Source organism: Clostridium sp. (assembly GCF_032576335.1).
Taxonomy (GTDB): Bacteria; Bacillota; Clostridia; order Oscillospirales; family Acutalibacteraceae; genus Faecalispora.
Window position 1 is genome coordinate 208,293 of record NZ_JAWFXC010000005.1, and the last position, 26,328, is coordinate 234,620.

27 protein-coding genes are annotated in these 26,328 nt (G+C 46.1%); 19 read left to right on the plus strand and 8 right to left on the minus strand.

Annotated features, from left to right (window positions below):
* Positions 1–5: 5 nt before the first annotated feature.
* The 3 genes from rpsD to E7L17_RS07680 form a co-directional block, all read right to left on the minus strand.
* Positions 6–599: a 30S ribosomal protein S4 gene (gene rpsD, locus E7L17_RS07670; RefSeq protein ID WP_316322671.1), complete on the minus strand. Its 594-nt coding sequence runs from the start codon at positions 597–599 to the stop codon at positions 6–8.
* A gap of 378 nt (positions 600–977) precedes the next feature.
* On the minus strand, positions 978–1,316 hold the full coding sequence (locus tag E7L17_RS07675) for a DUF6054 family protein (protein ID WP_316322672.1): 339 nt from the start codon (positions 1,314–1,316) through the stop codon (positions 978–980).
* Between the two features lie 93 nt (positions 1,317–1,409).
* On the minus strand, positions 1,410–2,015 hold the full coding sequence (locus tag E7L17_RS07680; RefSeq protein WP_316322673.1) for a helix-turn-helix domain-containing protein: 606 nt from the start codon (positions 2,013–2,015) through the stop codon (positions 1,410–1,412).
* Between the two features lie 610 nt (positions 2,016–2,625).
* Here E7L17_RS07680 and ileS point away from each other — a divergent pair.
* Positions 2,626–5,739: an isoleucine--tRNA ligase gene (gene ileS, locus E7L17_RS07685; RefSeq protein ID WP_316322674.1), complete on the plus strand. Its 3,114-nt coding sequence runs from the start codon at positions 2,626–2,628 to the stop codon at positions 5,737–5,739.
* 155 nt (positions 5,740–5,894) lie between these two features.
* On the opposite strand, the gene E7L17_RS07690 is transcribed toward ileS, so the two are convergent.
* The 3 genes from E7L17_RS07690 to E7L17_RS07700 form a co-directional block, all read right to left on the minus strand.
* Positions 5,895–6,185, minus strand: coding sequence for a hypothetical protein (locus tag E7L17_RS07690; protein WP_316322675.1), 291 nt, complete (start codon positions 6,183–6,185; stop codon positions 5,895–5,897).
* Positions 6,186–6,219: 34 nt separating this feature from the next.
* Positions 6,220–6,537 carry a pyrimidine/purine nucleoside phosphorylase gene (locus tag E7L17_RS07695; protein ID WP_316322676.1) on the minus strand — a complete coding sequence of 106 codons (318 nt, stop codon included), beginning with the start codon at positions 6,535–6,537 and terminating at the stop codon, positions 6,220–6,222.
* A 98-nt stretch (positions 6,538–6,635) separates the two neighbouring features.
* Positions 6,636–7,223 (minus strand): LysE family transporter, encoded by a 588-nt coding sequence (locus tag E7L17_RS07700; RefSeq protein ID WP_316322677.1) that lies wholly within the window; start codon positions 7,221–7,223, stop codon positions 6,636–6,638.
* Between the two features lie 122 nt (positions 7,224–7,345).
* On the opposite strand from E7L17_RS07700, the gene E7L17_RS07705 reads away from it, so the two are divergent.
* Positions 7,346–7,900 (plus strand): XRE family transcriptional regulator, encoded by a 555-nt coding sequence (locus E7L17_RS07705; protein WP_316322678.1) that lies wholly within the window; start codon positions 7,346–7,348, stop codon positions 7,898–7,900.
* Between the two features lie 83 nt (positions 7,901–7,983).
* Here the strand turns inward: E7L17_RS07705 and E7L17_RS07710 are convergent, their stop codons facing one another.
* Positions 7,984–9,033 (minus strand): hypothetical protein, encoded by a 1,050-nt coding sequence (locus E7L17_RS07710; protein WP_316322679.1) that lies wholly within the window; start codon positions 9,031–9,033, stop codon positions 7,984–7,986.
* 164 nt (positions 9,034–9,197) lie between these two features.
* Between E7L17_RS07710 and E7L17_RS07715 the strand changes: the two genes are divergently transcribed.
* The 8 genes from E7L17_RS07715 (at position 9,198) to E7L17_RS07750 (ending at position 18,869) form a co-directional block, all read left to right on the plus strand.
* Complete coding sequence (locus E7L17_RS07715) at positions 9,198–10,019, plus strand: PPK2 family polyphosphate kinase (protein ID WP_316322680.1); 822 nt, start codon at positions 9,198–9,200, stop codon at positions 10,017–10,019.
* Between the two features lie 91 nt (positions 10,020–10,110).
* Entirely contained in the window at positions 10,111–10,764 is a 654-nt protein-coding gene (locus E7L17_RS07720; protein ID WP_316322681.1) for a CatB-related O-acetyltransferase, read from the plus strand.
* A 237-nt stretch (positions 10,765–11,001) separates the two neighbouring features.
* Complete coding sequence (gene recJ / locus E7L17_RS07725) at positions 11,002–13,080, plus strand: single-stranded-DNA-specific exonuclease RecJ (RefSeq protein ID WP_316322682.1); 2,079 nt, start codon at positions 11,002–11,004, stop codon at positions 13,078–13,080.
* The gene (locus tag E7L17_RS07730) at positions 13,073–15,250 is read left to right on the plus strand and encodes a bifunctional (p)ppGpp synthetase/guanosine-3',5'-bis(diphosphate) 3'-pyrophosphohydrolase (protein ID WP_316322683.1); all 2,178 of its coding nucleotides are present in this window, start codon (positions 13,073–13,075) and stop codon (positions 15,248–15,250) included. Before recJ ends, E7L17_RS07730 begins: the two co-directional genes overlap by 8 nt.
* A gap of 123 nt (positions 15,251–15,373) precedes the next feature.
* Entirely contained in the window at positions 15,374–16,012 is a 639-nt protein-coding gene (locus E7L17_RS07735; protein WP_316322684.1) for an MBL fold metallo-hydrolase, read from the plus strand.
* Positions 16,012–17,496, plus strand: coding sequence for a coproporphyrinogen dehydrogenase HemZ (gene hemZ, locus E7L17_RS07740; protein WP_316322685.1), 1,485 nt, complete (start codon positions 16,012–16,014; stop codon positions 17,494–17,496). Before E7L17_RS07735 ends, hemZ begins: the two co-directional genes overlap by 1 nt.
* Positions 17,477–18,448: a nucleoside kinase gene (locus tag E7L17_RS07745; RefSeq protein ID WP_316322686.1), complete on the plus strand. Its 972-nt coding sequence runs from the start codon at positions 17,477–17,479 to the stop codon at positions 18,446–18,448. The genes hemZ and E7L17_RS07745 overlap by 20 nt, the downstream gene beginning before the upstream one ends.
* A 133-nt stretch (positions 18,449–18,581) precedes the next feature.
* A complete protein-coding gene (locus E7L17_RS07750) occupies positions 18,582–18,869 on the plus strand; it encodes a hypothetical protein (RefSeq protein ID WP_316322687.1) in 288 nt (95 codons plus the stop codon).
* 196 nt (positions 18,870–19,065) lie between these two features.
* On the opposite strand, the gene E7L17_RS07755 is transcribed toward E7L17_RS07750, so the two are convergent.
* Positions 19,066–19,569 carry a YfbM family protein gene (locus E7L17_RS07755; RefSeq protein ID WP_316322688.1) on the minus strand — a complete coding sequence of 168 codons (504 nt, stop codon included), beginning with the start codon at positions 19,567–19,569 and terminating at the stop codon, positions 19,066–19,068.
* Between the two features lie 198 nt (positions 19,570–19,767).
* Here E7L17_RS07755 and E7L17_RS07760 point away from each other — a divergent pair, with 198 nt between their 5' ends.
* The 9 genes from E7L17_RS07760 to E7L17_RS07800 all read left to right on the plus strand — a co-directional run bounded on the left by E7L17_RS07760 (position 19,768) and on the right by E7L17_RS07800 (position 26,294).
* Complete coding sequence (locus E7L17_RS07760) at positions 19,768–21,516, plus strand: polysaccharide biosynthesis protein (RefSeq protein ID WP_316322689.1); 1,749 nt, start codon at positions 19,768–19,770, stop codon at positions 21,514–21,516.
* A 48-nt stretch (positions 21,517–21,564) separates the two neighbouring features.
* The gene (gene mazG, locus E7L17_RS07765) at positions 21,565–22,389 is read left to right on the plus strand and encodes a nucleoside triphosphate pyrophosphohydrolase (RefSeq protein WP_316322690.1); all 825 of its coding nucleotides are present in this window, start codon (positions 21,565–21,567) and stop codon (positions 22,387–22,389) included.
* Positions 22,390–22,411: 22 nt separating this feature from the next.
* Positions 22,412–22,687, plus strand: coding sequence for an HU family DNA-binding protein (locus E7L17_RS07770; RefSeq protein ID WP_085833033.1), 276 nt, complete (start codon positions 22,412–22,414; stop codon positions 22,685–22,687).
* A 142-nt stretch (positions 22,688–22,829) separates the two neighbouring features.
* Complete coding sequence (locus E7L17_RS07775) at positions 22,830–23,072, plus strand: RNA-binding S4 domain-containing protein (RefSeq protein ID WP_316322691.1); 243 nt, start codon at positions 22,830–22,832, stop codon at positions 23,070–23,072.
* A gap of 151 nt (positions 23,073–23,223) precedes the next feature.
* The gene (gene yabP, locus E7L17_RS07780) at positions 23,224–23,520 is read left to right on the plus strand and encodes a sporulation protein YabP (protein WP_085833035.1); all 297 of its coding nucleotides are present in this window, start codon (positions 23,224–23,226) and stop codon (positions 23,518–23,520) included.
* 14 nt (positions 23,521–23,534) lie between these two features.
* On the plus strand, positions 23,535–24,035 hold the full coding sequence (gene yabQ / locus E7L17_RS07785) for a spore cortex biosynthesis protein YabQ (RefSeq protein WP_316322692.1): 501 nt from the start codon (positions 23,535–23,537) through the stop codon (positions 24,033–24,035).
* A 66-nt stretch (positions 24,036–24,101) separates the two neighbouring features.
* Positions 24,102–24,404 carry an FtsB family cell division protein gene (locus E7L17_RS07790; protein ID WP_316322693.1) on the plus strand — a complete coding sequence of 101 codons (303 nt, stop codon included), beginning with the start codon at positions 24,102–24,104 and terminating at the stop codon, positions 24,402–24,404.
* 36 nt (positions 24,405–24,440) lie between these two features.
* A complete protein-coding gene (locus tag E7L17_RS07795) occupies positions 24,441–24,914 on the plus strand; it encodes a S1 RNA-binding domain-containing protein (RefSeq protein ID WP_316322694.1) in 474 nt (157 codons plus the stop codon).
* 225 nt (positions 24,915–25,139) lie between these two features.
* Positions 25,140–26,294 (plus strand): amidohydrolase, encoded by a 1,155-nt coding sequence (locus E7L17_RS07800; protein ID WP_316322695.1) that lies wholly within the window; start codon positions 25,140–25,142, stop codon positions 26,292–26,294.
* Positions 26,295–26,328: the final 34 nt, after the last annotated feature.

A 26,328-nucleotide genomic window follows, 5' to 3' on the forward strand; every position in this document is an offset into this window, starting at 1 on the left:
GGCGGTTACCTCGAATAATACTCAACGACCAATTGATCGTCGACTTCCACAGGGATTTCTTCGCGGTTAGGCATGCGGGTTAGCTTGCCCCCAAATACGTTGAAATCACGCTCGATATACGGCACGGCAAAGCCTTTGCCTTCGAGGAAATTGGTGCGGAACAGCTCATTGCTTCTGGATTTTTCACGCAGTGTAATCACATCGCCCACCTGAATGGAATAAGAGGGGATAGAGATTTTTTTGCCGTTTACCAGAATGTGACCATGCGTTACCTGCTGGCGAGCCAAACGAATGGAGTTGGCAAAACCAATTCGGTACACCATGTTGTCGAGCCGGCGCTCAAGGGTTTGCAGCAAAGCATCACCTGTTTTACCGGCGGATTTTTCCGCAGCGCGGTAATAACGGAGCATTTGCTTTTCCAAAATTCCGTAATATGCTTTCACCTTTTGTTTTTCAGTAAGCTGAATGCTGTATTCTGAAACTTTCTTTCTTTTGTTAAATGCCGGTGCGCCTGCACGGTTCATTGCCTTTGGGTGTCCGCAAACATTCACTCCCAATCGGCGGCATTCTTTAAAACGAGGGCCTCTTCTTGTTGCCATTCCTGTATGTCTCCTTTTTCTTTTCTTCTTTGCGGTAAGGCAGTGTTTTGGGTTAGTGTTAACTAACTTAAGACTGGCATCGCTTACCGCAAGTAATCTATTTCGATAGTTTATGGATTGCGCAATTTGTATCCCTCTGCAAAGGAGGGCCCGGTATAATTTTCCTCTTACAATATCATCGTATGGAAGAAAGCGATAGTTTTAAGATTCTACAAGTTAGAAAGAACTAACAAGTGGATTATAGCAGATTCAAATTTGAATGACAAGAGTAAATCTGGATTTTTTTTACTGAAATACTGCAAGGCCCGATAAAACAATTGGGGTTCAATCGGGCTTTGCAAAACAAAATATGTTTACATAAAGTAATCAACCGGAGAATTAAGATATAATTACGTCTTGCAACCCTTCCAGTAGGGATGCCTCAAAGCTGTTTGCCGCGCCCCAGTCAAAACGGAACAGTCCTTCTCCGCCGCCGCCACCAACGTAGTGCATGCGGGTTCTGCCTGCAAAACTATCCAGCGTTACCGTGAGGGTCAGGCGGTTACTCGCGCGCCAGTAGTGTTTTTCATAAATCAGTACCACACATTGGCCAGCGCCTCCCGCATTTAAGGTATAGCTGTCAATCTGTTCACCGGTAATGCTTCCACGTACAATAATATCGTCAATCCTCTGAATGGCATCAAACAGGCAAATTGAAAGAATAACAGTGTTTTCCATAAGAACTCCTCCTTGTGTTTTGATATAATCATTGGATTACGGCTCTCTAGCTCAATCGCGCCATGCTGGATTTTATAAATGCGAAAGCTGTTATTATTTGGCTCTCTTTTGGTATGAAATCTCAGTTCGGTACAGACCATGCTGATTGCAGTACACATAGAGTACCGCTGAGCCCGTAATTGCAAAGCGGGCATCTGGGCTTTGCTCGGGGTACAGCTTCTTCATTTGAATTTGGTCGGGGGAAATGAGTGCTAAAAAAGAGATATAATGGTCTTTCTCCATTGGGTGGTTGAGCGTGATATAGTATTCGTTTTCAATTTTCTGTATTTGTATTAAATGCGGTTCGTCACTTTCTTCGGCTTCTTGAACTGGCAGGGTGATTCCACAGCAGGTAAAAGAACCTTCACCGAGTGAATGAATCACGTTGCCGCATACTGGGCAAACATAAAAACAGGTGCGCAGCATATTGCCGGCACGGTTGCTGTTTGTAATCTGTTCACCGGAAAGAAGTTCGGCAACGGACACGTTAAGCGCTTTCGCCAACGGTTCCAGAAGAGAAATATCTGGCAGGCCACGCCGGTTCTCCCATTTTGATACCGCCTTGTCGCTTACCGTGAGCAGCTCCGCTAATTGTCGCTGGGTGTAGCCTTTTTTCTCTCGCAAGTATTTTATGGTGGTTCCGGTTACATACTGTGTCATATCGTTATTCTCCCTTACTTGTTGATAGAGAACGGTGTATTATCAATAGCTTTTGCTGTTTTGTCTCTACTATTTAGAATACTGGTGTCGGCATTGATAAGCAACCTACGCATTGTAGAGTTTGGGGAGAACGTGTTTTTATAAACAGTATGGTTTCTAGAGCGGTTTTTGTCAATAGACAAGCAAAAGAATTGGTTGATTCTGCAGAATAATTCTTAGCCTTTTCAGCCAATACTGCAATTAGAGCAGGCGAAAAGCCTGCCGTAGAATTCTTGACAAATTACCTGTTTGGTGGTAGCCTTAGAGCAGCATATGAATAACCAAAAGGCTGTGACGAAGACAGTAAGCTTTTTACCAAATGCAAAGCGAGCCGGGGAGGGTGTGAGCCCGGCCAGAGTAGTAAAAGACGAAAATCACTTTGGAGCCGCAGGCTGAAATTTATAGTAGGCTGTGCCGGGATTCCCCCGTTATAGGGATAGCATATGGGCAGTATGTAAAAGGGTGGTATAGCGAAGTGAGCCTTCGTCCTGATTTTGGACGAAGGCTTTTATTAGTTTGAGTCTAAATTGTGTAATGTTTATGTGACTGTAATATTGTAGGAGGTACAACCATGTATCAAAAAGTATCCACAGACCTGCATTTTGTGGACCGCGAAAAAGAAGTAGAGAAGTATTGGCAAGAAAACCAAGTGTTTGAAAAGAGTGTGGAAGTCCGCCGCAAAGCGGAGCCTTATGTGTTTTATGATGGCCCGCCTACCGCAAATGGCAAACCGCACATTGGCCACGTGCTTACCCGCGTAATCAAAGATTTGCTGCCCCGCTACCAAACCATGAAGGGGAAGCAGGTGCCGCGTAAAGCTGGTTGGGATACTCACGGCCTGCCAGTTGAGCTGGAAGTGGAAAAGCTGCTTCATATCAACGGAAAAGACCAAATTGAAGCCTACGGCCTCGAGCCTTTTATTGACAAATGCAAAGAAAGCGTTTGGAAGTACAAAGGCATGTGGGAAGATTTCTCTCGTACCGTCGGTTTTTGGGTAGATATGGAAAATCCCTATGTTACCTACGACAACAACTTTATTGAGTCAGAGTGGTGGGCGTTAAAGCAGATTTGGGAGAAAGACCTTTTGTATAAGGGCTTTAAAATTGTTCCCTACTGCCCGCGCTGCGGAACACCTCTTTCGAGCCATGAAGTTGCACAGGGCTATAAGGACGTAAAGGAACGCTCCGCCGTTGTAAAGTTTAAGGTGAAGAACGAAGACGCCTATATTCTGGCATGGACAACGACACCTTGGACCTTACCTTCTAACGTTGCACTTTGCGTGAATCCAGACGAAAAATATGTAAAAGTAAAGAAAGACGACACCGTTTATTATATGGCGGCAGAACTGGTAAACACCGTTTTGGGTGAAGAAGCTGAGGTACTGGAAAGCTTTGTCGGCACCGATTTGGAATATAAGGAATACGAGCCGTTATTCCCGTTTGTACAGCCCAAAGAGAAGTGCTGGTTCGTTACCTGCGAACGTTATGTTACCTTGTCTGACGGTACCGGTGTGGTTCATATTGCTCCCGCATTTGGTGAAGACGATGCCCGTGTTGGCCGCGTATACGGCTTGCCTTTCGTTCAGCTTGTGGACGGCAAAGGCGAAATGACAAAAGAAACCGCATGGCCCGGCGTATTCTGCAAAGAAGCCGACCCCATGATTTTGGATGACCTTAAGGCAAGGGGCTTGCTGCTTTCCGCACCCAAGTTTGAGCATAGCTACCCGTTCTGCTGGCGCTGCGATACCCCGCTGATTTATTACGCAAGAGAGTCTTGGTTTATTAAAATGACCGCGGTTCGCGAAGGTCTCATCCGCAACAATAACACCGTGAACTGGATTCCCCCGTCAATTGGCAAAGGTCGCTTTGGCGACTGGCTTGAGAATGTGCAGGATTGGGGCATCAGCCGTAACCGCTATTGGGGAACTCCGCTCAATATTTGGGAATGCGAATGTGGCTGCCGCCATGCGATTGGCAGCATTGAAGAGCTCAAAAAAATGTCTCCCAATTGCCCGGAGGATATTGAACTGCACCGCCCCTATATTGATGCGGTTACCATCACCTGCCCGGACTGCGGCAAGCAGATGAACCGTGTGCCAGAGGTAATTGACTGCTGGTTCGATTCCGGTTCTATGCCGTTTGCACAGCACCATTATCCCTTTGAGAATAAAGAGCTGTTCCACGAGCAGTTCCCTGCGGACTTTATTTCTGAGGCAGTTGACCAAACCCGTGGTTGGTTCTACTCGCTGATGGCAATTTCTACGTTGCTGTTTGATAAAGCTCCGTTCCGCAATGTCATTGTGTTGGGGCATGTGCAGGATGAAAACGGACAAAAGATGTCGAAATCTAAGGGCAATGCGGTTGACCCGTTCGAAGCGCTCGAAACGTACGGAGCCGATGCCATCCGCTGGTATTTTTACAGCAATTCTGCGCCGTGGCTGCCGAACCGTTTTTATAGCAAGGCCGTGGTGGAGGGTCAGCGCAAGTTCCTCTCTACCCTGTGGAACACGTATGCGTTCTTCGTGCTATACGCTAATATTGATGAGTTCGACGCTACTCAGTATAAGCTCGAAACAGAGAAGCTCACATTACTGGATAAATGGCTGTTCTCTCGCCTGAATACCATGGTGGGCGATGTTGACAATCATTTAGAGAACTACCGCATTCCCGAGGCTGCCCGTGCGCTTCAGGAATTTGTAGACGACATGAGCAACTGGTATGTGCGCTGCAGCCGTGAGCGCTTCTGGGTCGAAGAAATGACTCAGGATAAAATCAGTGCTTATATGACGCTGTATACCGCTTTGGTAACCGTGGCAAAGGCAGCTGCTCCCATGATTCCGTTTATGACAGAGCAGATCTACCGCAACCTTGTGTGCAGCATTGACCCCAAAGCACCCGAAAGTGTACACCTGTGCAACTTCCCAGAGTGCAATAAAGCCATGGTAGACACAAAGATGGAAGAGGACATGAAGCAGGCAATGCAGATTGTTACGTTAGGTCGTGCCGCCAGAAATGAAGCCGGTATGAAAATCCGCCAACCTCTGGCCACTCTCTTTATTCATGCGGAGCGTGATTTGGGGGAAGACTTCCGCGAGATTATTCGTGAAGAGCTGAACATCAAATCGGTTCATTTTGTGTCGGATGCGTCTGACTTCTCCGATTACCGCTTTAAGCCCCAGCTCAAGCTGCTCGGCAAAAAGTTCGGTAAGCAAATTAATGAAGTTCGCGAGGCACTTGCAGCACTCAATGGTTCTGCGGCAAAGAAAGAGCTCGATCAAAACGGTTCTATTTCACTTACCATTTCAACGGGAGAAACTTCTCTCACTGCGGAAGAAGTGCTGATTGAAACCGTGCAGAAAGAGGGCTTTGAGTCGATGTCTGATAAGGGTGTTACGATTGTTCTCGATACAACCCTAACTCCTGAACTGGTGGAAGAGGGCTTTGTGCGCGAAATGATTAGCAAGCTGCAGTCCATGCGTAAGGATGCCGGCTTTGAGGTAACAGACCGAATTATGGTATTCCAGAATGGTAACGATATGCTTGCAGACCTTCTGTGGAAGAACCGTGAGCAAATCAGCCGTGAAGTGCTTGCTGATGAAATTCGCCTGGGCGAAATGGACGGCTACACTGCGGAATGGGATGTTAACGGCGAAAACACTACGTTTGGTGTTGTAAAAGTTTCGTAATTTATAGCTGCAATCGAAATAGTTGTTTTATAAAGTGGGAGCGGAATCCATCGCGATTCCGCTCCCTTGTTACTTGTTATAATAAAAAGTGTTGCTGGTAAAATCATTTGTTGGCTACACCTGCATATAAAAAGCACCGGCTAAGCCGGTGCTTTTTATATGTTAGTAGAGTTTGACTCATCGTTTTGCAGGAGGAATCGAGCGGCGGCAGTGTTCTCCTCTGCAACAAAGATTCGGTGTTCGTCGCTGCTTTCTGGCCGGAACTGTACTCTTGTTAGCATAAAGCTGCTTCCGCTTAGATTATTTCTGGAATCTCGAAAAGCGCGGTTTTCCGTTTTGGTACGAAACGGGATGCCGTGTTCTCTTAGTATGTTTTGTCCCCGGAAAAAGGATTCTGTACTGGTGCTAAAAAAGACCTCCTGCCAACGGGAAGAAAAAAGACCCATGAGATAATCCTCCAGTATTTTTAATCAACCTAGATTATTCTGCTCCATAAGAGCAGCAGTAATCCACTGGCTCCTGCATCTCAATTTGGAATTTGCTGTTGGCAGGAACAGCAAAGCTTTCTCCCGCCCCGATGCTTTGCCACTCTGTTTTACCCGGCAGCAGTACCTTTACCGTGCCTGCGAGTATTTCCATCAGCTCACTGGCGCCTGTGCCAAACTCATATTGCCCGGGCAGCATAATGCCAAGCGTTTTTCGTGTACCGTCTTCAAACAGCACGGTACGGCTGGTGACCTTACCATCAAAATAAATATTAGCCTTTTTTATAATCGTAACATTCTGAAATTGCTCCATTCTAAAACCTCCCAATATGTAGTGATTTTTCTCATAGTAGCATGAGCAAGCACTTTTCGCAATCTTGAGTTTGTTTATGACATTAGTCTACGTATTCGTTAGCTAAATAGAACGGCATATGCACAATAAACGAGAAGAGCCGCCATTATGATACGCATAATTTTTCCGTGAGAGAGAATCACTTTTTGAAAAGTAAAGCCGAACACGGTCCAGCATCCGGTTGCAATAGTAGCGAATAATGAAAGGAGGAGGCAGAAAAAAAGCAGGATGAGCTTTGATTGGTAATACGGTGTTATGAACATGGAAAAAGTAGAGAGTCCATATAAAAAGGTATTGGGATTTATAAATTGCAGCAGCATTCCATTCATGAATAGATTTTCTTCCTTTTTTTCAGTCGCTTCTTGCATGGGTTCATTTTTCAGTGTTTTCCATGATAGCCATAAAATGTACCCTGCTCCCAGCCATTTCATTACTGGTACAATGGAGGGAGCAATCTCTAAGAGTGTTAGGCTAAAGATGCTGCACAGAAGCATAACGAAGAATACGCCTACACCTATCCCCAAATTAAAGGTAACGCTTCTCTTAAATTTGTATTGACTTGCATTTGTCATAGAGAGGATTGTATTCGCACCTGGCGATAGATTTAAAATAAGGATATACGATAAAAACGCGGTAATATTGCTCATCTTAGCTGCTTTCTCCCTCCAAATAAATGTGGTATACTGCACATAACGTATAAGATGTTGAATTGTACAATATAATAATACATTATGTGCAGTATAGTGTCAACAAAAAGGAGGAAAGCTCTTTGGAACATTTAAACGCTCTTATCTCTGAAAACTTAAAAAGAGTTCGTGAGCAAAAAAAATTGAGCCTAGATCAACTGGCGAAGTTGTCTGGTGTGAGCAAAAGTATGCTGGGGCAAATCGAGCGCGGTGAGGTGAACCCCACTGTTTCTACCTTGTGGAAAATATCGAACGGACTCAAAATTTCGTTTTCCCAGTTCATTCATTATCAGGAAGCGAATGTGGAGCTGATTGATCGCAATCAGTTAACCCCACTAATCGAAGATGATGGAAAGGTGAGAATTTACGCTATCTTTCCATTTCATAGCGCACGGCGCTTTGAAATCTATTCTGTTGAGTTAGATGCAAACGGGTATTTATCAACGGAACCTCATTTACAAGGAACACAAGAATTTTTAACCGTATCCCATGGTCAACTAACGGTTGAATTACAGGGAAAAACATTCTTAGTGACGGAGGGCAATTCCATTCGCTTTCACGCAGACCAGCCGCATAGCTACCAAAATGCAGGGAATACCCTATGTACTCTTCAAATGGTTATTTATTATCCGGAATGAAAATTTGAAAAAACTCATGCTTATTTTATCGCTATTTTTTCCTCCGATGGGAAAGGTGGAAAACAGTTTAGTGTTTTATGGTTTTACATGTGTTCCAACAGGACCCCATTGTTTTCAAGCTGCTGCTCTACACCGGAATAGTCTGGTTCCTCTGCCGTCAGCTTTTGGCACAGGGTATCTGAAATCGGCATCAACCACAGTAAATTAATCTGCTTTTGCTGCAAAAAGCTGCTGTTTTGTACTTTTGCCTGTCGGTCAGAAATAAAAACAGCGTTCTGGTACGAATCTGCTATGCACAGGTTTATGGTATGGTGATGATCCAAAAAGGTTTTATATGCCCATGGAATTGTCGCAATGGAGGAAATTTGCGAATAGATTTGAGTTGGCTCCAGTGGCAGGTCTGCTCTCCAGCCAAAGGCTAGCTCAATATGATCATGCAAGTGAAAATCCTTCTGGAATAGCTCGACGGCTGGTTGGGTGAATAACCCCATTCCGATGGTAAAGGCAAGCAGGTGATCGCCTTTTTCAAATACAGCTAAGCCGCGTGGTGGAAATTCTCCGCCATCAATCGCGTAATATTTTACACACTTACCGTATTTCTGCGTAAGCTCATCCAAATATTCTTGTTGGTAACTTTCCCATACAGAGGAAAAATCCTGATTCCAGAATCGGGCGGCGTTTTCAAGCCGGAGAAACATGGCGTTGCCATCCCCCAAGGGCAAGGGATACAACCCCATTTTTTCGTTGTTGGAGTATTTTGAGTAGCCTGCAAAATTCGCTTCCGCCCAATAGGGTATTACACAAATGAGCTCATCGCCTTGATACAGGCCTGCAAGGCAGCCCTCCTCGCCCCACACAATCTCCAGCTCGTCCTCCTGAAAAAGAGACAAATCCTGCGGGTAACGGCATAGCGAGGTGGCCATTTTCGGCTGTATGCCATTCACCATGTCCTCTTTGGGCGAGTAACCATCTTCTACCACTACGTGGTTCTTAATCCAGCAGGCAGCAATGGTTTTCAGCTTTTCTTCCTCCGCCTGCATTTCGTATAAATAAAAGTAACTGCAATCATTTTCAAATGCCACTTCGGCGGCAAAGTTAGCAATTGGTGATTCTGAAAATAGAATAGTTTCCACGAGTTAGCCCTCCTGTATTATCATAAAGTATCATTTTTACATAATACCATATTTGTCTTTTGTTTCTTACATTATTTCTCTGCATATTGAGATACCGGGAGCAGAAGAATATAATGGAATTAATTTCAGGCGGCTTTTTACGTTGTTATGGAGGAGGGGTATGGTTGTTTGGTAAATTTACAATAAGCTCTAGCAAGGGGTCGGTCAGTGTGAAGGACTTTAGCCCGGACGATACGGCAGGGCTTTCTAAGGAAGATATTGAGGAAAAAAGCAAAGAACTTCATGAGGAATTTCAGGAGCTGCAAGAAAAATTCTATGCTTCGAAAAAGCATGCGCTGTTAATTGTGCTTCAGGGGATGGATTGCAGCGGGAAAGACGGCACGGTGCGCAGAGCACTCTCCGGCATTAACCCCAATGGCTTTTACGTAGAAAACTTTAAACAGCCCACTCCACTGGAGCTGAACCACGACTATTTATGGCGAGTCCACCAGAAAACGCCAAAGCGGGGAGATATAGTGGTCTTTAACCGCTCGTATTATGAGGATGTACTGGTCACTCGCGTGCACAGAAGCATAAACGATGAAACCGTGGAGCGTCGGTTTGATGAAATTCGTGATTTTGAACGCTACCTCGTGAATAACGATACGATTTTACTCAAGTTCTTTCTGCATATCTCAAAGGATTTTCAGCAGAAAAAGCTGGAAGAGAGACTCGAAAATCCAGAAAAGAACTGGAAGTTTTCTGCCGCCGATTTAAAAGAGAGAAAATTTTGGGACGAATACCAGCACTGCTATTCCGATGTGCTCTCCCATTGCAGCACCAAAGAAGCCCCTTGGTATGTAGTGCCCGCCAATCGCCGCTGGTTTCGTGATTATTTTGTTTTAAGTACCATTGTAAAGACTTTAAAAGAGCTAAATCTGGAATTCCCAGTGCTTGACGGTGATGTACGAGAGTTAATCAAAGAAGTAAAAAATAATGAATTATAACTTTAACAATCCAAAAGCAGGTGATTGTGTGAAAAGGTGCATTGTAGTGGCTGGAATAGTTTATTAATTCAAAATTGTTAGGAGATTTTTTATGACTATTCCAGATGGAAAAGTGTATCCGCGTACCAATGATACGAATACAGTTTATTTAAAAAGCGTGATTACAAATCCAAATATCTCGGTTGGTGACTATACCATCTATCATGACTTTGCATTCGATCCAAGGGATTTTGAAACCAATAATGTGTTGTACCATTACCCAATCAATCGTGACCGCTTACTAATTGGTAAGTTTTGTTCCATTGCTTGTGGAGCAAAATTCATTTTTACCAGTGCTAACCATACGTTAAAATCACTTTCAACTTATCCATTCCCTCTGTTCTTTGAAGAATGGGGCTTACAACAAAAGGACATTGCTTCCGCATGGGACAACAAAGGCGATATTGTGGTTGGTAATGATGTTTGGATTGGATATGAAGCCGTTGTTTTATCCGGTGTTCATATTGGGGATGGCGCAATCATAGGAACGCGGGCTGTGGTAACCAAGGATGTTCCTCCTTATTCCATTGTTGGGGGTGTTCCCGCAAAGGAAATCAGAAAGCGGTTTGATGAAGCCACTATAAACAAACTGATAGAAACAAGTTGGTGGGATTTACCCTTTGAGACCATAAAGCAGGTATTGCCTTTTATCCAGAATGGAGATAGCGAAGAATTACGAAGAAGATTTCGCAGCATTGAAACATAAGTAATAACGCTAATAAATAGCACGAAGAAAGGAAACACCGAGCCAATTGATTCGGTGTTTCCTTTCTTGTGTCTATCGGGTATTTCGAATCAAAAACTGATTTTACAGGTGCGTTGTTTCTGGTGTGCAGTCGGTACGTTTTTTACAGGGGGAGCTCTTTGCAAACTGCTCGTGGTATTTTTGTCAAATGATTGAATATTCTGGCGCAAAATGGTACAATTGATTTTCATGAGGCAGGTGAACACATTGAGGTTAAAAAAATGGCTGGTGTCTCCTCTGAACAAAGAGCGTGCGGCGCAAATTGCAGAGGAATACGGTCTCCCGTTTTTTTTGGCAATGCTGCTAGAGATACGGGGCGCGCACCAGCGGGATCAGATAGAAGAATTATTGGGTGAAAGGTCGGAGCTTTCCGACCCGTTTTTAACAGCAGATATGTATGTTGCAGCAGAACGGATTCGCCGTGCGCTGGATGACTTTGAGAAAATTGCAATCTATGGGGATTACGATGCGGATGGAGTGACTGCCACAGCCATTTTATACTCGTATTTGGAATCCTGTGGAGGCAATGTGATTTATTATATTCCCGAGCGGGAGGGAGAGGGCTATGGCCTGAACAAAACCGCCGTGGAATTTTTGCACAACCGACAGGTAAATTTAATCATTACCGTAGATAACGGCATTGCTTCTTTAAAAGAGGCCCAATATGTAAAAGAGCTTGGCATGGAGCTGATTGTGACCGACCACCACCGTGTGCAGGAGGCACTGCCAGATGCGGTTGCAGTGGTAGACCCTCACCGGCCGGACGACACCTCTCCCTACAAGCATTTTGCAGGCGTTGGTGTGGCTTTTAAGTTGATTATGGCACTGGAGGGTGACGATTGCGACTTAGAAGGTCTGCTCGAAAACTATGCGGATTTAGTTGCGGTTGGCACCATTGGAGATGTGGTGCCGCTTACAGGTGAAAATCGAGTCTTGGTGCGAAAGGGCTTGCAGTTGCTGTCGCGCTCCGATCGTCTTGGCGTTCGTGAGCTGCTGGAACATGCGGGTATGCTTGGGCGGGAATTGTCTGCGGGTAACGTTGCCTTTTCCATTGTGCCGCGCATTAATGCAACTGGCCGTATTGGTTCACCTGGTAGAGCAGTTCGCCTTTTGGTCAGCGAAGACCCCGATGAAGCACGCGAATTGGCGGAAGAAATTTGCGATGATAACGACTGTCGTCGGCAAATAGAATCAGAATTGTTCCAAAGTGCTCTTGAAGATTTAAGAGAGCACCCAGAACGCTTATATGACCATGTTTTGGTGGTTGCCGGGCGGGAATGGCACCACGGTGTAATCGGCATTGTGGCGGCGCGTTTGGTCGACCATTTTGGTAAGCCCTGTATGGTGATTTCGTATTCTGGAGAGCAGGCGAAAGGCTCAGGCCGCAGCGTAGACGGCTTCTCGCTGTTTGAGGCGCTCTGCTCCTGTTCTGAGCTGTTTACAAAGTTCGGCGGGCATCCCATGGCGGCAGGTATCAGCCTGCCTGCTGAAAATATTGAGGCGTTCCGTGTTGCCGTGAATCGCTATGCGGCAACGGTTCCGGCGGCAATCCCAACCTTGCGCATTGATTGCAAGCTGCGGCCTGCTACCCTTACCCCGGAATTGCCGGGGCTTTTACAGGCGCTTGAACCATTTGGAACCGATAATCCTCCGCCGTTATTTGGGCTTTATTCGATGAAGCTTGAAAAAATTACTGCGGTTGGGGAAGGAAAACACCTGCGCCTTACATTTTCGAGGGATGGCACAGTACAAAACTGTATGCTGTTCCATACTCCTGCAAAGCTGTTTCCCTATGAGCCGGGTGATGAATTGGATTTAGCCGTTACCCTGGATGCTAAGGAATACCGCGGTGAAATGCAGCTTTCTGTGTTTATTCGAGACATGAAGCTAACCGCATTGGATACAGATGCCCTGATTCGGGGCAAGCTAACATTTGAAAAATATAAAAGAGGAGACGACCTTACGCTCGAAGACGCACAAGAGCTTTTGCCAAATTACACAGATTTTGCACTGCTGTACCGTTTTCTGCGTGAGCGTGGCGGTTGGTCTGGTGGAGCGGCGATGTTGCTTTATAGGCTCGACGGCGGCAAAATGGGCTATGCACGCCTGCTCACTGCGCTGGAGGTTTTCGCGGAGCGTGGCCTTCTAATGCTGGAGCAAAGCGGTGAGCACCTAAAAATTGAGCTGTGCGAAGCGGAGAATAAAGTCAATTTGCTCGAGTCTCCAATATTATGTGATATTAACCAAATCAAAGAAGATGGTGTTACACATGACTGATACAACTTCAAAAACCTATGATGATCTATTGCAATTGATGGAAACGAGCGGTCACGATTTTGATCTGGATCTGATTGGACGGGCATACCGGCTTGCGGAGAGCTCCCATACGGGGCAGAAGCGCCTTTCCGGCCAGCCTTACATCATTCATCCTGTATCGGTCGCGTGTATACTGGTTGAGCTGGGTATGGATTCGGAATCCATAGCAGCAGGGCTTTTGCATGACGTTGTAGAAGATACCTCCATAGAGCTTGATCAAATTAAAAAGCAGTTTGGAGTCAATATTGCAAATTTAATCGACGGTGTTACCAAGCTGGGGCGCATTCCGTATTCCTCACGAGAGGAACAGCAGGCAGAGAACATTCGCAAAATGCTCATTGCCATGTCGGAAGATATTCGCGTCATTATCATAAAGCTGGCGGACCGCCTGCATAATATGCGTACACTGGAGTACATGACCCCGCAAAAGCAGCGAGACAAGGCACTCGAGAACATGGAGGTTTATGCCCCCATCGCGCACCGCCTTGGTATTCGTGCCATTAAGGAAGAGCTTGAAGACCTTTCGCTGCGCTACCTTGACCCCATTGCATGCCAAGAGATTGAGAATGCACTGGAGCTGCGTAAGAAAGACCGCGACCATTTTATTGAGAATACAAAAACCTTGGTGTATGACCGCATCTCGCGTATGATTCCCAATGTGTACCTGCAAGGGCGTGTGAAGAGCATTCACGGCATTTACCGCAAGGTATTTATGCAGGGACGCAACATGGATGAAATTTATGATATTTATGCCGTGCGCGTGATTGTTGATACCGTGAACGACTGTTATAACGTGCTTGGTATTATTCACGATATGTTCCGTCCGCTTCCAAACCGTTTTAAAGATTATATTTCCACACCAAAGCCCAATATGTATCAGTCTCTTCATACTACCGTAATTGGCACGGAGGGAATCCCGTTTGAAGTGCAGATTCGTACCTGGGAGATGCACCACACGGCGGAATACGGTATCGCAGCGCACTGGAAATATAAGCTTGGCCTTGCGGGCAAGGGCGATTCCCTTGAAAATCGTTTGGCGTGGATACGCCAGATGCTGGAAAACCAGAAAGACAGCGATGCGACCGATATTGTTCGAAATATTAAGTCTGACCTTGTGCCAGAAGAAGTGTTTGTATTTACACCAAAGGGTGAGGTAATCAACCTGCCGTTGGGTGCAACGGTAATTGATTTTGCCTATGCGATTCACAGTGCGGTTGGTAACCGTATGATAGGCGCAAAGGTAGACAAACGCATTGTTCCCATTGATTATAAAGTAAAAAATGGTGAGATTATTGAAATTCTCACAACAAAAGAGGTTAATCACGGCCCAAGCCGTGACTGGCTAAAGATTGTAAAAACGAGTGAGGCGCGCAATAAGATTCGCCAGTGGTTCAAACGAGAGCGCCGAGACGAAAACATTCAAGAAGGCAAAGCAGAGGTTGAACGCGAGTTTAAACGCAATGGCATTGCATTTACGGATGACGAGCTGAAGAACTACCTGCTTGGTATCGGTCGCAAGGTAAGCTGCAATACCATGGATGATGTGTATGCGGCGATTGGCTACGGCGGAATTCAGCTATGGAAGAGCATGCCCCGCCTGCGTGAGGAGTACCTGAAAACCAAAAAACCGGTTCAGTCTTTAGAACGCAAGCAGCCCCAGAGTCCGGTAAAACGGGCGGCAGGCGGCGTACTGATTGACGGCATGGAAAACTGCCTCATTAAGTTCTCGCGCTGTTGTAACCCGTTGCCAGGCGATGAAATTATTGGCTTTATCACTCGCGGTTTTGGCGTGTCGGTTCACAAGCGTTCCTGCCCCAACGTACCAAGGAATATTGCAGAATCGCCGGAGCCGGAGCGTTGGGTCGCTGCCCATTGGGAGGGCGGCGAGGTTAAGGAAGAATTTAAATCGACTCTCGAAATTGTTGCAGAGGTTCGCCCCGGTTTGCTTGCAGACCTTACCCAGCAAATGTTTACCCTGCGCTTGTTCATTCACTCTTTGAACTCACGTGAAACAAAGGATGGTAAGACCATTATTTCTGCGACCATTACCGTAAATGGAATCGACCACCTTGCAGGTGTAATTTCTAAAATCAGCAGTATTGAAGGCATTTTGTCTGTTCGCCGTTCGTAACAGCAAATCACTTTTTATAGTTTTATTATGGTTTCTTCCCTTGCTTGTTGCAGGGGAAGAAATTGGCATATATGTTGTAATTTATCTTATGAAGCTTTTCGACTAACGAAGGAGAATCAGTGAATGAATATTAAAACAATAACCGGCGGTTTACTGGAAGAAAACTGCTATATACTCACCGATGAAGAAACCGGGCTTTCCGCGGTGATTGACCCTGGCTTTACATCGGCGAAGCTTGACGAAGTTATTCGTGCACTTCCCGCTGATAAGGTCGCGCTTTGCTTATTAACACACGGTCACTTCGACCATATTGATGGTGTACCGCGCGTAAAGGAGTTAACTGGGTGTAAGGTGTGTATTTCCCGCCCAGACGCTCCCTGTACCAGCAACCCTGCAATTAGCCAGGGCAACATGCTACCCTCCATACAGCACGAGAATTTTGAGCCAGACCAACTGTTGGAAAACCAAGATATCATCGAGCTGGGTAGCCTAAAAATTCGTGTGTTATATACACCGGGGCATACCGTAGGTAGCTGCTGCTTTATTGTGAATGATGCGATTTTCAGCGGCGATACACTGTTTAGCGGCTCCATGGGTAGAACCGATCTTCCCACCGGCAATAGCCGCGATATGATGGAGTCTTTAAAAAAGCTCTCGAACTTAGAAGGGGATTTCTATGTGTTCCCTGGCCATGGCCCTGCCACTACTTTAGAGAGAGAAAGACGTTACAATCCATTTATGAATGAAGAGGAATTTTATTAATGGTTCTATTGGTTGACGGACACCCATACCATTACGAAATGGAAAACCTGTGTCGGGTGTTTCTGCCTTATGATGAAATTAAAACGGTATATGAGGCCAGTGAGTCCCTGCCGGAGTCTGAGACGGCTGTATACACGGGCATACAGCAGCAAAACGGACAAATTGTAATTACCGTTCGCCTGCACATGGGCGGTCGTTTGCTGCAAGACAGCAAGTCATTCCCAGAATCCATTTTACAAATGGACAAAGAAGCGGAACGCCTAATGGCAGTCATGCTGTTTGAGCTGTTTGCCGAGCGCTGCGGCTACCGCCCGCAGTGGGGCATTCTAACCGGGGTAAGGCCAATTAAGCTTCTTCGCCGTTTATGCGAGCAAATGGGAAGAGAAGATGCAATACAGCATTTTAAATCTGGCTTTTTGGTAACGCCGGACAAAACAAGGCTCAGTGTAGTAACAATGGACAATGAGCAAAAAATTCTTTCCCGTTCGACGCCCGAATCTTACAGTCTTTACATTTCCATTCCGTTTTGCCCTACACGGTGCGCATACTGCTCGTTTGTGTCTCAATCGGTAGATAAAGCAATTCGCCTAATGCCCGAATACGTTTCGCTGTTGTGTAAGGAGCTGGAACATACGGCTAAAGTGGCAAGTGAGCTTGGCCTGAAGCTGGAGTCCGTTTACATTGGCGGTGGCACGCCAACCACCCTGTCACCGGAGCAGCTCCGGGTACTATTGTCTACTCTCTGCACACATTTCCCGGTTTCATCCTGCCGTGAATTTACGGTAGAGGCCGGTCGGCCGGATACGGTTACACCAGAGAGAATGCAGGTGCTCAAAGAATTTGGTGTTACTCGCATCAGTATTAACCCCCAGACGATGAACGACGAGATATTAGAGAGAATCGGCCGCCGACATAATACCGCGGAGACGCTCTCTGCGTTTGAGCTGTCTCGTAAAATGGGCTTTGACAATATTAATATGGATTTAATTGTTGGCCTGCCGGGTGATACGGTGGAGGGCTACCGAAGCACGCTGGAGCAGGTGATGCGCCTGAACCCAGAGAGTGTTACTGTGCATACGCTTGCGTTGAAGCGTTCCTCGCGGCTGAATCAGTCGGAGCGGGAAGGGTTTGACCCCGATGCCGCGGCCGCCGCTCAAATGCTTGACGATACCGCGCAAAACCTGTTTGCAACCGGATATGAACCATATTACCTGTATCGGCAAAGCCGCATGGTAGGTAATTTAGAGAATACAGGCTGGGCAAAGCCCGGTTGTTACAGCGATTATAACGTGTATATTATGGATGAAACCCATACCATTCTCGCTTGTGGAGCCGGTGCGGTTAGCAAAGTAAAGGACCCGTACTCCGATACACTAAAGCGTATTTTTAATTTTAAATTCCCGTATGAATATGTAAGCAGACATGAGGAAATGATTGCAAGAAAGGAGCAGGTGAAAGAGCTGTATGAACTATTTCGCAAATAGCTACGTAAAATATGTCGATCACCTTGAACAGATTAACGAGGCGGCCAAAACTGACCCGGTCGGCATGATTGAACAAATAGAATCGGCCTACCGCCGTTATCTGGGCTCCATTGTAAATACCATTACGGAAAACCCGGAGCGCAATAAGATTATTTTGCTGGCAGGGCCGTCCAGCAGCGGTAAGACTACCACAATGGAAGTAATAAAAGAGATGCTTCAGAGCCGTGGGATTCGCTGTGCGACTATATCACTGGATGATTTTTACCGTGGAGAAAGCCAGGCACCTCTTTTGGAAAATGGGGACCATGACTATGAGTCGGTAGATGCACTCGATGTACCGGTTCTGGAAAGCTGTATGATGAACCTGATTGAATCTGGCAAATGTGATGTGCCGGTATTCGATTTTTCCGTTCACCAGCCAACCGGGCAAACAAAGCCGGTCGATTTGCCGGAGAATGGTGTTGCCATCTTTGAGGGAATTCATGCTCTAAACCCACGCATCAGTGCTCATTTGCCCAAAGATAGTTTACTCAAGCTGTATATCAGTGTAAAGCAGGATATTAAAGACAGCGCGGGAGCTGTGCTTACCCATAACGATCTACGCTTTATACGCCGTGTGGTGCGCGACTATAGCTTTCGCGGTGCTGGACCGGAGCGCACGCTTTCTATGTGGCAGAATGTGCTGGATGGTGAAAATAATTACATTCGACCGTTTAAGAGCGTTAGCAATATTACGATTAACTCCATTCACATGTACGAGCCGTGCATTCTGCGCCGCAAGGCAATTCCGCTATTGCGTGAAATCTCGCCCGAACACCCCAATTACCATTACATTAGCTACCTGCTTACTCAATTGGAGCGGTTTGTGCCAATGGATGAAAGCTTAGTGCCTGAAAATTCTATTTTACGTGAATTTATTGGCGGGAGTATTTATCAAAGTACCGTGGAATAATGGAAATATACGGTGTTTTCATCACAGTTTGTACTCGAATTATTTATAATTTGTTTACGGACAGATTCTTGCATTGTTAGCCAAATAGATGGTATAATCGAATCAAACAAAAAATCGAAGGAGCGTGTCTACGATGGGCCTTTTTGAAGATGTTGTCATTAATGCAAAAACGGCTGCGAATGCGGTCGGGAAAAAAGCTGGGCAGCTTGTGGATGTATCCAAACTGAAAATCAGTGCGGCCGAGCTGAATAACGAAATCAACAAAAAGTATGAGGCTTTGGGTAAGGCCGTATACGATGCCAAAAAAGCAGACAGCGATCCTGCGGATTTGGTAGCAGAAGCAATGGTAGCGATTGATGAGCTTAAAGACCAAATGAAAGCGCTCGAAGAGCAAATTCAGGAGGCCTCCGCACAACTGTAATTCCGCTGCATAATGAATGTAATAAAAGCAGACTTACTCCCTTTCGAGGGAAGTTAAGTCTGCTTTTTTTGTATCACTAAGCATCTACAATAGTGATGATGTGTAAAAGATGCGAATTTAAAGTTTGCTCTTAAGAAATGATTAAGCTGCCAGTAACCTATACCTATCAAAAAATAGCAATAGGGCAGGTTTTTGACTAATAGATGCTGACAATAATCCCTTTGCCGTTTTTGGCAGTCGCACGGTAAAATTCCGTTAGCCCTTTGAAGTTTTCAACTAATTCTTCCAGCAGACTGTCGTGGTCTTCTTTCAGCCAAATATCAGGGTATATTTCTTTTTCGTGATATTCCTTAGGGGAAAAAGTAGCTTTTCTCTGCTCAAGATCAACCGCATCAAGTGCCTTCGCTGCCTTTTTTACGTCCTCCGGCATCATGTATGCCATGTAGTCTGCTTCCTCGTCCTCAAAGAAAATCTCTTTGCCCAGCACCGCTTCACTGAGAGGGTCGTTTTCCTTCGGGGTACTGGCGGAAGTGCCGGTTAAAAAGCAGTGGAGGCCATCCCACATTTTGTCTAGATAGCAGCATTCCACTTCTTCTTCCAAAGACTCCAATGCTTCCAGCATTTCTTCGGGTTCTTTAATCTCCCGAAGTGTATTCAGCAGGGAAGGGTTTACTTGTGTGTAGCAAACAGTCATACCCATGATTCCATTACCTTCCTTATAATAAATATTTCTTTTTATACTATATCGGACATAATCTTTAAAAATGAATGGAATCGCTGGGTGTTCTCATGAATTGACCGACTGCTTTCCATCCCAGTACATTTTCAGCGGCATAACTGTTCCCACGCCTTAATATATTTTTCGAAAGGACAGATTTTAGGGAATGGATGTGCTGATATGGGGAAAGCTTCCCGCAGGAAGAGTCAAAGCTTTTTACACGGCGCTTTGATTTTAACCGCGAGCATTTTAATTGTAAAGCTAATCGGCGCCTTATTTAAGGTACCGCTCACATGGATTATTACAGAGGATGGTCTGGGGTATTTTAATACCGCTTATAATTTTTATGGCCCAATTTACAGCTTGGCTACGGCAGGCTTCCCAATCGCCATTTCTCGCTTGGTATCAGAAAGTAGCACCCGCGGTGCTTACCGCGATATACGGCGCATTCACCGCGCCTCGGCGCCCATTTTTATTGGAACCGGTACGGTTGGCTTTTTACTTATGGTTTTTGGTGCGGCGTCTTACGCGAGTATTATCGGCAACGAAAATGCTTTGCCGGCACTGTACACGCTGGCTCCGGCAATTTTATTTAGTTGTTTAACAGCGATTTATCGGGGATACTATGAAGGTCTACGGAATATGTACCCCACTGCAATTTCAGAAATTATTGAGGCGTTGAGCAAGCTCACAGTTGGGCTTTCTGCCGCCTGCTGGGTATTGCACCGGGGTATGAAGGAGTATGAAGCGTTAGGTACCGTATTTGGTGTAACTGCGGCCTCTCGTGATTATGCCCGCAGTGCAGTGCTCCCTTATGCGGCTGCCGGAGCAATTCTTGGTGTTACGGTTGGTTCTCTTTTAAGCTTTATCTTTTTGTTTTGCCGCCATAAGCTGTTAGGTGACGGCATCACCGAAGAAAATCTAATGAACTCGCCACCTCCGCGCAGTATGCGTAAAACCGTTTCCCGCTTAGTGCGAACCGCCATTCCAATCGGAGTTGGCGCAATGGCAGTTAATGTAGCCGCCATGGTAGACACCACGTTTTTGCAGACAAGAATTCATAACGTAATGGAGGAAAATCCACAGGTATTACTTTCCATGTATCAGGGAATGATACCACAAATCAACATTGAAACAGACACCGTCCCTAACTTTTTGTTCGGCTGCTTCTCGATGGCACTCACACTGTTTATGCTTGTTCCCGCCATTACGCAGGCGTTTGGAATCAGCGCACTGCCAAATGTAACCGCAGCTTATACGCGCGGCGAAAAAAAGCACCTAAAGAAAAGTATGGAAGCGGTTCTGCGAGTCACGGCTTTATTCAGCATTCCTGCGGGCATGGGGCTTGCTGTTATGGCGGGGCCTGTGGCACGCTTGGTGTTTGGTGCACGGCCGTCACTGCCTATTACGTCTCATGTATTAGTCATAATGGGAGTAGGTGCAATTTTTGCGTCCTTTAGTACACCAGTAAACAGCATGCTGCAAGCCGTGGGTCGTGTTGATTTACCCGTTAAGCTGCTTGCCGTTGGACTTACCATCAAGGTAGCGCTCAATTATTATTTGGTGGGAATTCCCCAAATTAATGTGCTGGGTGCCGGTGCCGGCACGCTGGCCTGCTATTTCTTCCTTACGGTTGCCGCACTGATTTGCCTGTGCCGAGAGACCCGAATCTTGCCAAATTTCTTTTCTATTTTTGGTAAGCCTTTGGTTGCATCTGTCTTGTGTTGTGGCGCTGCATGGTCAACTCGAGGGCTACTTTCGCACGTGCTTTCTGAGAATGTTTCCACGCTCGGAGGAGTAGGCGTGGCAGTGCTGGTTTATTCACTTTCCCTGCTGTGTTTGCGAGCAATTTGCAGAGATGATATTTTGATGCTGCCAAACGGGCAAAAAATTGCAAAAATACTTGAAAAACATGGATGGATAGGGTAATATAGTACTAGTTTTCGCCGGCTATATTCCAGGAAAGGACCTGTGAGGTTGGATTTTCAAAGAAAAGAAACTTATACGATTGAAGACTTGCTGCAAATTGTCAGAATTCTCCGTTCGCCCGGGGGATGCCCCTGGGACCGGGAGCAGACACATCACAGCATCAGGGCTTGCTTGATAGAAGAAACGTACGAGGTGGTTGAGGCGATCGACACTGAGAATGCGGAGCTTTTACAGGAAGAACTGGGAGATGTGCTGCTTCAGGTTGTCTTCCATGCAGATTTGGAAGAAGAAGCAGGCAGGTTTCGTTTTGATCAGGTTGCCGACGGCATTTGTAAAAAGCTAATTATTCGCCATCCCCATGTGTTTGGGGATGTCCATGTCCAGGATACCGCAGAGGTTCTCACGAACTGGGATGCCATCAAAAAGCGCACGAAGCACCAAACCACACAGGCGCAGGTGCTAGAGAGCGTTTCTCCTGCATTGCCGGCACTGATGCGCAGTGCCAAGGTGCAGCAAAAAGCGGCAAAATCGGGGTATGACTTTGCTGATGTTTGGCAGACGCTGCAAAAGGTCGAGGAAGAAACCGCGGAACTGAAGGAGGCGATCCGGAAGGGTAATGTGCAAGACTGCGAGCAGGAGGTCGGTGATCTTTTGTTTTCAGTAGTGAATGCGGCCCGGCACCTAAATATGGAACCGGAGCAGGCGCTTACAATTTCTTGTAACAAGTTCATTGCTCGCTTTACTGCAGCAGAAGAATTGGCACAGGAAAGAGGACAGCGACTGAACACTTTATCGCCAGAAGAGCTGGACGAGCTTTGGTGTGAAGTAAAACAGCGTACCATTCCCCAGCTGGAAAACCAGACTGTAAAATAAAATTTTGGAGGTAACAAATCTTATGAACAAAACAGAATTGATTTCTGCAGTGGCAGAAAAAGCCGCTATTTCCAAGAAGGATGCCGACAGCGCAGTAAACGCAATGATCGACGTGATTATTGAGACCGTAGCAAGCGAAGAGAAAGTACAGCTGGTTGGCTTTGGTACATTCGAAGTTCGCTCTCGCAATGAAAGACAAGGCCGTGACCCCAGAACCAATTCCCCCATTACAATCCCTGCGTCCAAAATTCCGGCTTTCAAAGCTGGTAAAGCATTTAAGGATGCTACCGATAAATAATTCTATTTATGAATTAGAAGGCTGCGGACAGGCGTTAAGCGTTTGCCGTAGCCTTTTGTATTATCTTCATAAGGTTTGTTTGTGAATAAAAGGTTTGTTTTTTATAAGAATCTTTTTAAAAGATAAGAAAGGAATAACTTTCATGAGGTTAGATAAATACTTAAAAGTATCTCGCTTAATTAAGCGCCGCACCATTGCGAATGAAGCGTGCGATGCAGGCCGAGTTATGGTAAACGACAAAGTGGCAAGAGCCTCTTACGAAGTGAAAGAGGGCGATTTAATCGAGCTGCAGCTTGGTGCGCGTACACTCAAGGTACGAGTCGTTCGCGTAAGTGAATTTGCCCCTAAGGGAGAAGCCGCCGAAATGTATGAGGCGCTTTCCTAAGCTTTGTCTAGAATATGTCCCTCTCTGCGCGCATATATGTAGAATAGTCCATCCGCTGCTAAAACCAAGTTCTTTGCCTATTATTATTTATGGGTCAAAATCGCAAGGTACGCGGAACGGTGATAATCTATACTATCGGGAGGGAACGATCATGGCGGAAGACAAAAAGCCAGCAGCCAAAACGGTGCATACGCCTCATAGCCTGATTGTGGATAACAGAAAATCACTCACGGCAACTGGAGTTTCGAATGTAGACAGCTTTGACGATCAAACAGTGGTAGCCTATACAGATTTAGGCGAAATTGTAATTCGCGGCCGCAATTTGCAAATTGGCAAGCTCAATACCGAAACAGGGGAGCTTACCATTACGGGAGAGATCTCTTCTGTAACCTATACCGACCAAAAGCAGAGCAGCGGGGGCGGCCTATTCTCAAAGATGTTCCGATAGCGGGGTGATACACGTTGGGTCTTACTCTGGAGGAGCAAGGCCAGGGCTTTTTAATTGCTCTGGCGGTTGGTTTTGTACTCGGTGCATTTTACGATGTATTTCGCATATATCGTGTATTTGCACGCAGTGAAAAACGCCAAGTGATTTGGCAAGATATTTTTGTTTGCTTTGTTGCAGCGGTAGCCAGCTTCCTTTTGGCTCTTGCAGTTAATTGGGGAGAAATTCGGTTTTATTTGCTGGCGGGTGAGGCAATCGGCATGTGCGTCTATTTTCTCACGCTAGGCGAAATTACGTTTCGTTTGGCAAAGCTTTTGCTACGAATTCTAAAAGCAATAAAGAACTTTCTGATGCGCTGGTTTTTTCAACCAGTTGGGCGCTTGTTTTGTTGGGTATTCCGCCGAGTTAAAAATTTTTGCATAAAAATTGGGAAAGTGATAGCAAAACCTTTAAATTTCGGAAGATTTCGCAAGAAAAGAAAAAAACCGCTTGAAACCTCCCCGCCAAATAGTGTATAATCAGCTATATAGATTTTGAATTTACCCCATTATTGCGGACTGCGAAGAGGGAGGCTGTTTGACTTTATGAGGGTGCTGAAAGCAAAAAAGGAAAAGAAAAGCTTTTTGCTGCGATTTGCGATTTTTGTTTTTGCCATTTACATAGCAGTTGCTCTTGTGAATCAGCAAATGCAGATTAGTGAACGAAAACGTCAGCTTGCCGAATTAAAGCAGCAGATTACAATTCAAGAAATCAAAAACGAAGATATTAAGCACGGCTTATCTTCGGGAAGCGGAGTTAGCGACGAGTACATAGAGCGCGTAGTGCGGGAAGGGCTCGATTATGCCAAGCCCGGCGAACGTGTTTTTGTAAATATTGCGGGGAATTAAACGGCTCTGAATTTAAGAGGAGGATATTATTACTGTATGCAACTTGAGGTAGGAACAATTCTTGAAGGAAAGGTTACTGGGATTACAAAATTTGGTGCTTTTGTAGAGCTTCCCGAAGGCAAAACCGGGATGGTTCATATTTCTGAGGTAGCTCCAACCTTCGTGAAAGAAATCCGAGACTATGTAACGGAAAATCAGATGGTCAAGGTGAAGGTGCTGAGCATCAGCGATGATGGTAAAGTGAGTCTTTCTATGAAAAAGGCTGTTCCGCCGCCGCCTCGCGACAACGGACCGGCCGTTCGTCGTTATGCGCCGCGTCCCTCCGGGCCACGTCCCGCCGGCCGGCCGGGCAACTATGAGTGGCAGGCCAGCAAAAAACCGGAAGCATCCAGCTTTGAGGAAATGATGTCTCGGTTCAAGCAATCTAGTGATGAAAAGATGACCGACCTCAAAAGGTGCATGGATTCCAAGCGCGGCGGCTTTACAAAGCATGGTGGCTCTTCTCGATAAGAACCCCTGTAAAGCCTCATAAAATACATATCGCAAGTGATTGAAATTGGGCATACTTGTGTTTGTAACGAGCGCTTGTTTGATACAGCCAGCGCAGGAAGGCAAAGCCACGGTTCGGTTTTGCAGTTGTGCGACTTTCTCGACGGTCTTAGGCGGAGTGGTTACACTCCGCCTTTTTGTGCGAAAATATGTGTTCGGGCATTAGCCCGTATTAGGAGTGAATACATGCTAATTCAAAATGCAATGATTTTTACAATGGCTGGCGAGCCGATTTCCAACGGTTATTTACTTGTACGTGATGGCAAAATAGCCGCCGTGGGCGCGATGCCCGCACCGGCAGCCGAGGGGGAAGAAGTGATTGATGCGGAGGGTGCTTGCGTGTACCCCGGCTTTATCGATGCTCACACGCATCTCGGCATGTGGGAAGATGGTTTGGCATTTGAAGGGGATGACGGCAATGAGGATACCGACCCGGTTACGCCGCATTTGCGGGGTATTGATGCTGTGAATCCTTTGGACCGCTGCTTTGAGGAAGCCTGTGCCGCGGGTATTACCACCGTTGTTACTGGCCCGGGCAGTGCGAACCCCATTGGAGGGCAGCTTGCTGCAATTAAAACGGCGGGACGGCGCATTGATAATATGCTGGTACAGGCACCTGTGGCAATGAAAATGGCATTGGGTGAGAATCCAAAATCCATTTACCACAGCAAGAGCCAAACGCCCTCTACCCGAATGGCAACGGCTGCTTTGATTCGAGAAGAACTCTTTAAGACTCGCCGCTATTTGGAGGATTTGGAGCTTTCTCGTGAGGATGAAGAAATAGACCCTCCGGAATACGACATCAAATGTGAGGCGCTTATCCCTGTATTGAAAGGGGAGCTTCCGGTACATTTTCATGCCCACCGTGCAGACGATATTTTTACCGCTATGCGCTTAGGGCGCGAATTTGGGCTCAATTATGTGATTGTGCATGGAACAGACGGCCACCTCATTGCTGAGGACTTGGCGGAGGAAGATGTTCCGGTATTGTGCGGCCCCATTTTGTGCGACCGTTCGAAACCAGAGCTGAAAAATCTGACTCCCGCATGCCCCGGTATTTTGGCAGAGAACAAGGTTCGAATCACAATTGTGACCGACCATCCAGTAATTCCGATTCAGTACCTGCCGGTTTGCGCCGGTTTAGCGGTTCGTGAAGGGTTAAGCCGAGAAGAGGCGCTTCGTGCAATTACTATTAACGCGGCGCGTATTTGCCGTATTGATGACCGTGTTGGCTCATTAGAGCAGGGTAAGGATGCTGATTTTTCGATTTTCCGTGAAGACCCACTGCAAATTAGCACAAAACCCGAGATGGTGTTTGTTTCCGGCAGGCGTGTTCTTTAAAATTACGGTTTGTGCGTGCCTATTGGGTGCGATA

Excerpts from the sequence above, each read along its gene's own strand:
- E7L17_RS07750 (WP_316322687.1), top strand. The coding sequence starts at position 18,582 with ATGGGCCTTTTTGAAGATGTTGTCATTAATGCAAAAACGGCTGCGAAT.
- E7L17_RS07675 (WP_316322672.1), bottom strand. The coding sequence starts at position 1,316 with ATGGAAAACACTGTTATTCTTTCAATTTGCCTGTTTGATGCCATTCAG.
- E7L17_RS07735 (WP_316322684.1), top strand. The coding sequence starts at position 15,374 with ATGAATATTAAAACAATAACCGGCGGTTTACTGGAAGAAAACTGCTAT.
- E7L17_RS07755 (WP_316322688.1), bottom strand. The coding sequence starts at position 19,569 with ATGGGTATGACTGTTTGCTACACACAAGTAAACCCTTCCCTGCTGAAT.
- ileS (WP_316322674.1), top strand. The coding sequence starts at position 2,626 with ATGTATCAAAAAGTATCCACAGACCTGCATTTTGTGGACCGCGAAAAA.
- E7L17_RS07775 (WP_316322691.1), top strand. The coding sequence starts at position 22,830 with ATGAGGTTAGATAAATACTTAAAAGTATCTCGCTTAATTAAGCGCCGC.
- E7L17_RS07700 (WP_316322677.1), bottom strand. The coding sequence starts at position 7,223 with ATGAGCAATATTACCGCGTTTTTATCGTATATCCTTATTTTAAATCTA.
- rpsD (WP_316322671.1), bottom strand. The coding sequence starts at position 599 with ATGGCAACAAGAAGAGGCCCTCGTTTTAAAGAATGCCGCCGATTGGGA.
- E7L17_RS07770 (WP_085833033.1), top strand. The coding sequence starts at position 22,412 with ATGAACAAAACAGAATTGATTTCTGCAGTGGCAGAAAAAGCCGCTATT.
- E7L17_RS07790 (WP_316322693.1), top strand. The coding sequence starts at position 24,102 with ATGAGGGTGCTGAAAGCAAAAAAGGAAAAGAAAAGCTTTTTGCTGCGA.
- E7L17_RS07695 (WP_316322676.1), bottom strand. The coding sequence starts at position 6,537 with ATGGAGCAATTTCAGAATGTTACGATTATAAAAAAGGCTAATATTTAT.
- E7L17_RS07760 (WP_316322689.1), top strand. The coding sequence starts at position 19,768 with ATGGGGAAAGCTTCCCGCAGGAAGAGTCAAAGCTTTTTACACGGCGCT.
- E7L17_RS07795 (WP_316322694.1), top strand. The coding sequence starts at position 24,441 with ATGCAACTTGAGGTAGGAACAATTCTTGAAGGAAAGGTTACTGGGATT.
- E7L17_RS07680 (WP_316322673.1), bottom strand. The coding sequence starts at position 2,015 with ATGACACAGTATGTAACCGGAACCACCATAAAATACTTGCGAGAGAAA.
- E7L17_RS07800 (WP_316322695.1), top strand. The coding sequence starts at position 25,140 with ATGCTAATTCAAAATGCAATGATTTTTACAATGGCTGGCGAGCCGATT.
- E7L17_RS07690 (WP_316322675.1), bottom strand. The coding sequence starts at position 6,185 with ATGGGTCTTTTTTCTTCCCGTTGGCAGGAGGTCTTTTTTAGCACCAGT.
- E7L17_RS07720 (WP_316322681.1), top strand. The coding sequence starts at position 10,111 with ATGACTATTCCAGATGGAAAAGTGTATCCGCGTACCAATGATACGAAT.
- E7L17_RS07730 (WP_316322683.1), top strand. The coding sequence starts at position 13,073 with ATGACTGATACAACTTCAAAAACCTATGATGATCTATTGCAATTGATG.
- yabP (WP_085833035.1), top strand. The coding sequence starts at position 23,224 with ATGGCGGAAGACAAAAAGCCAGCAGCCAAAACGGTGCATACGCCTCAT.
- E7L17_RS07745 (WP_316322686.1), top strand. The coding sequence starts at position 17,477 with ATGAACTATTTCGCAAATAGCTACGTAAAATATGTCGATCACCTTGAA.
- hemZ (WP_316322685.1), top strand. The coding sequence starts at position 16,012 with ATGGTTCTATTGGTTGACGGACACCCATACCATTACGAAATGGAAAAC.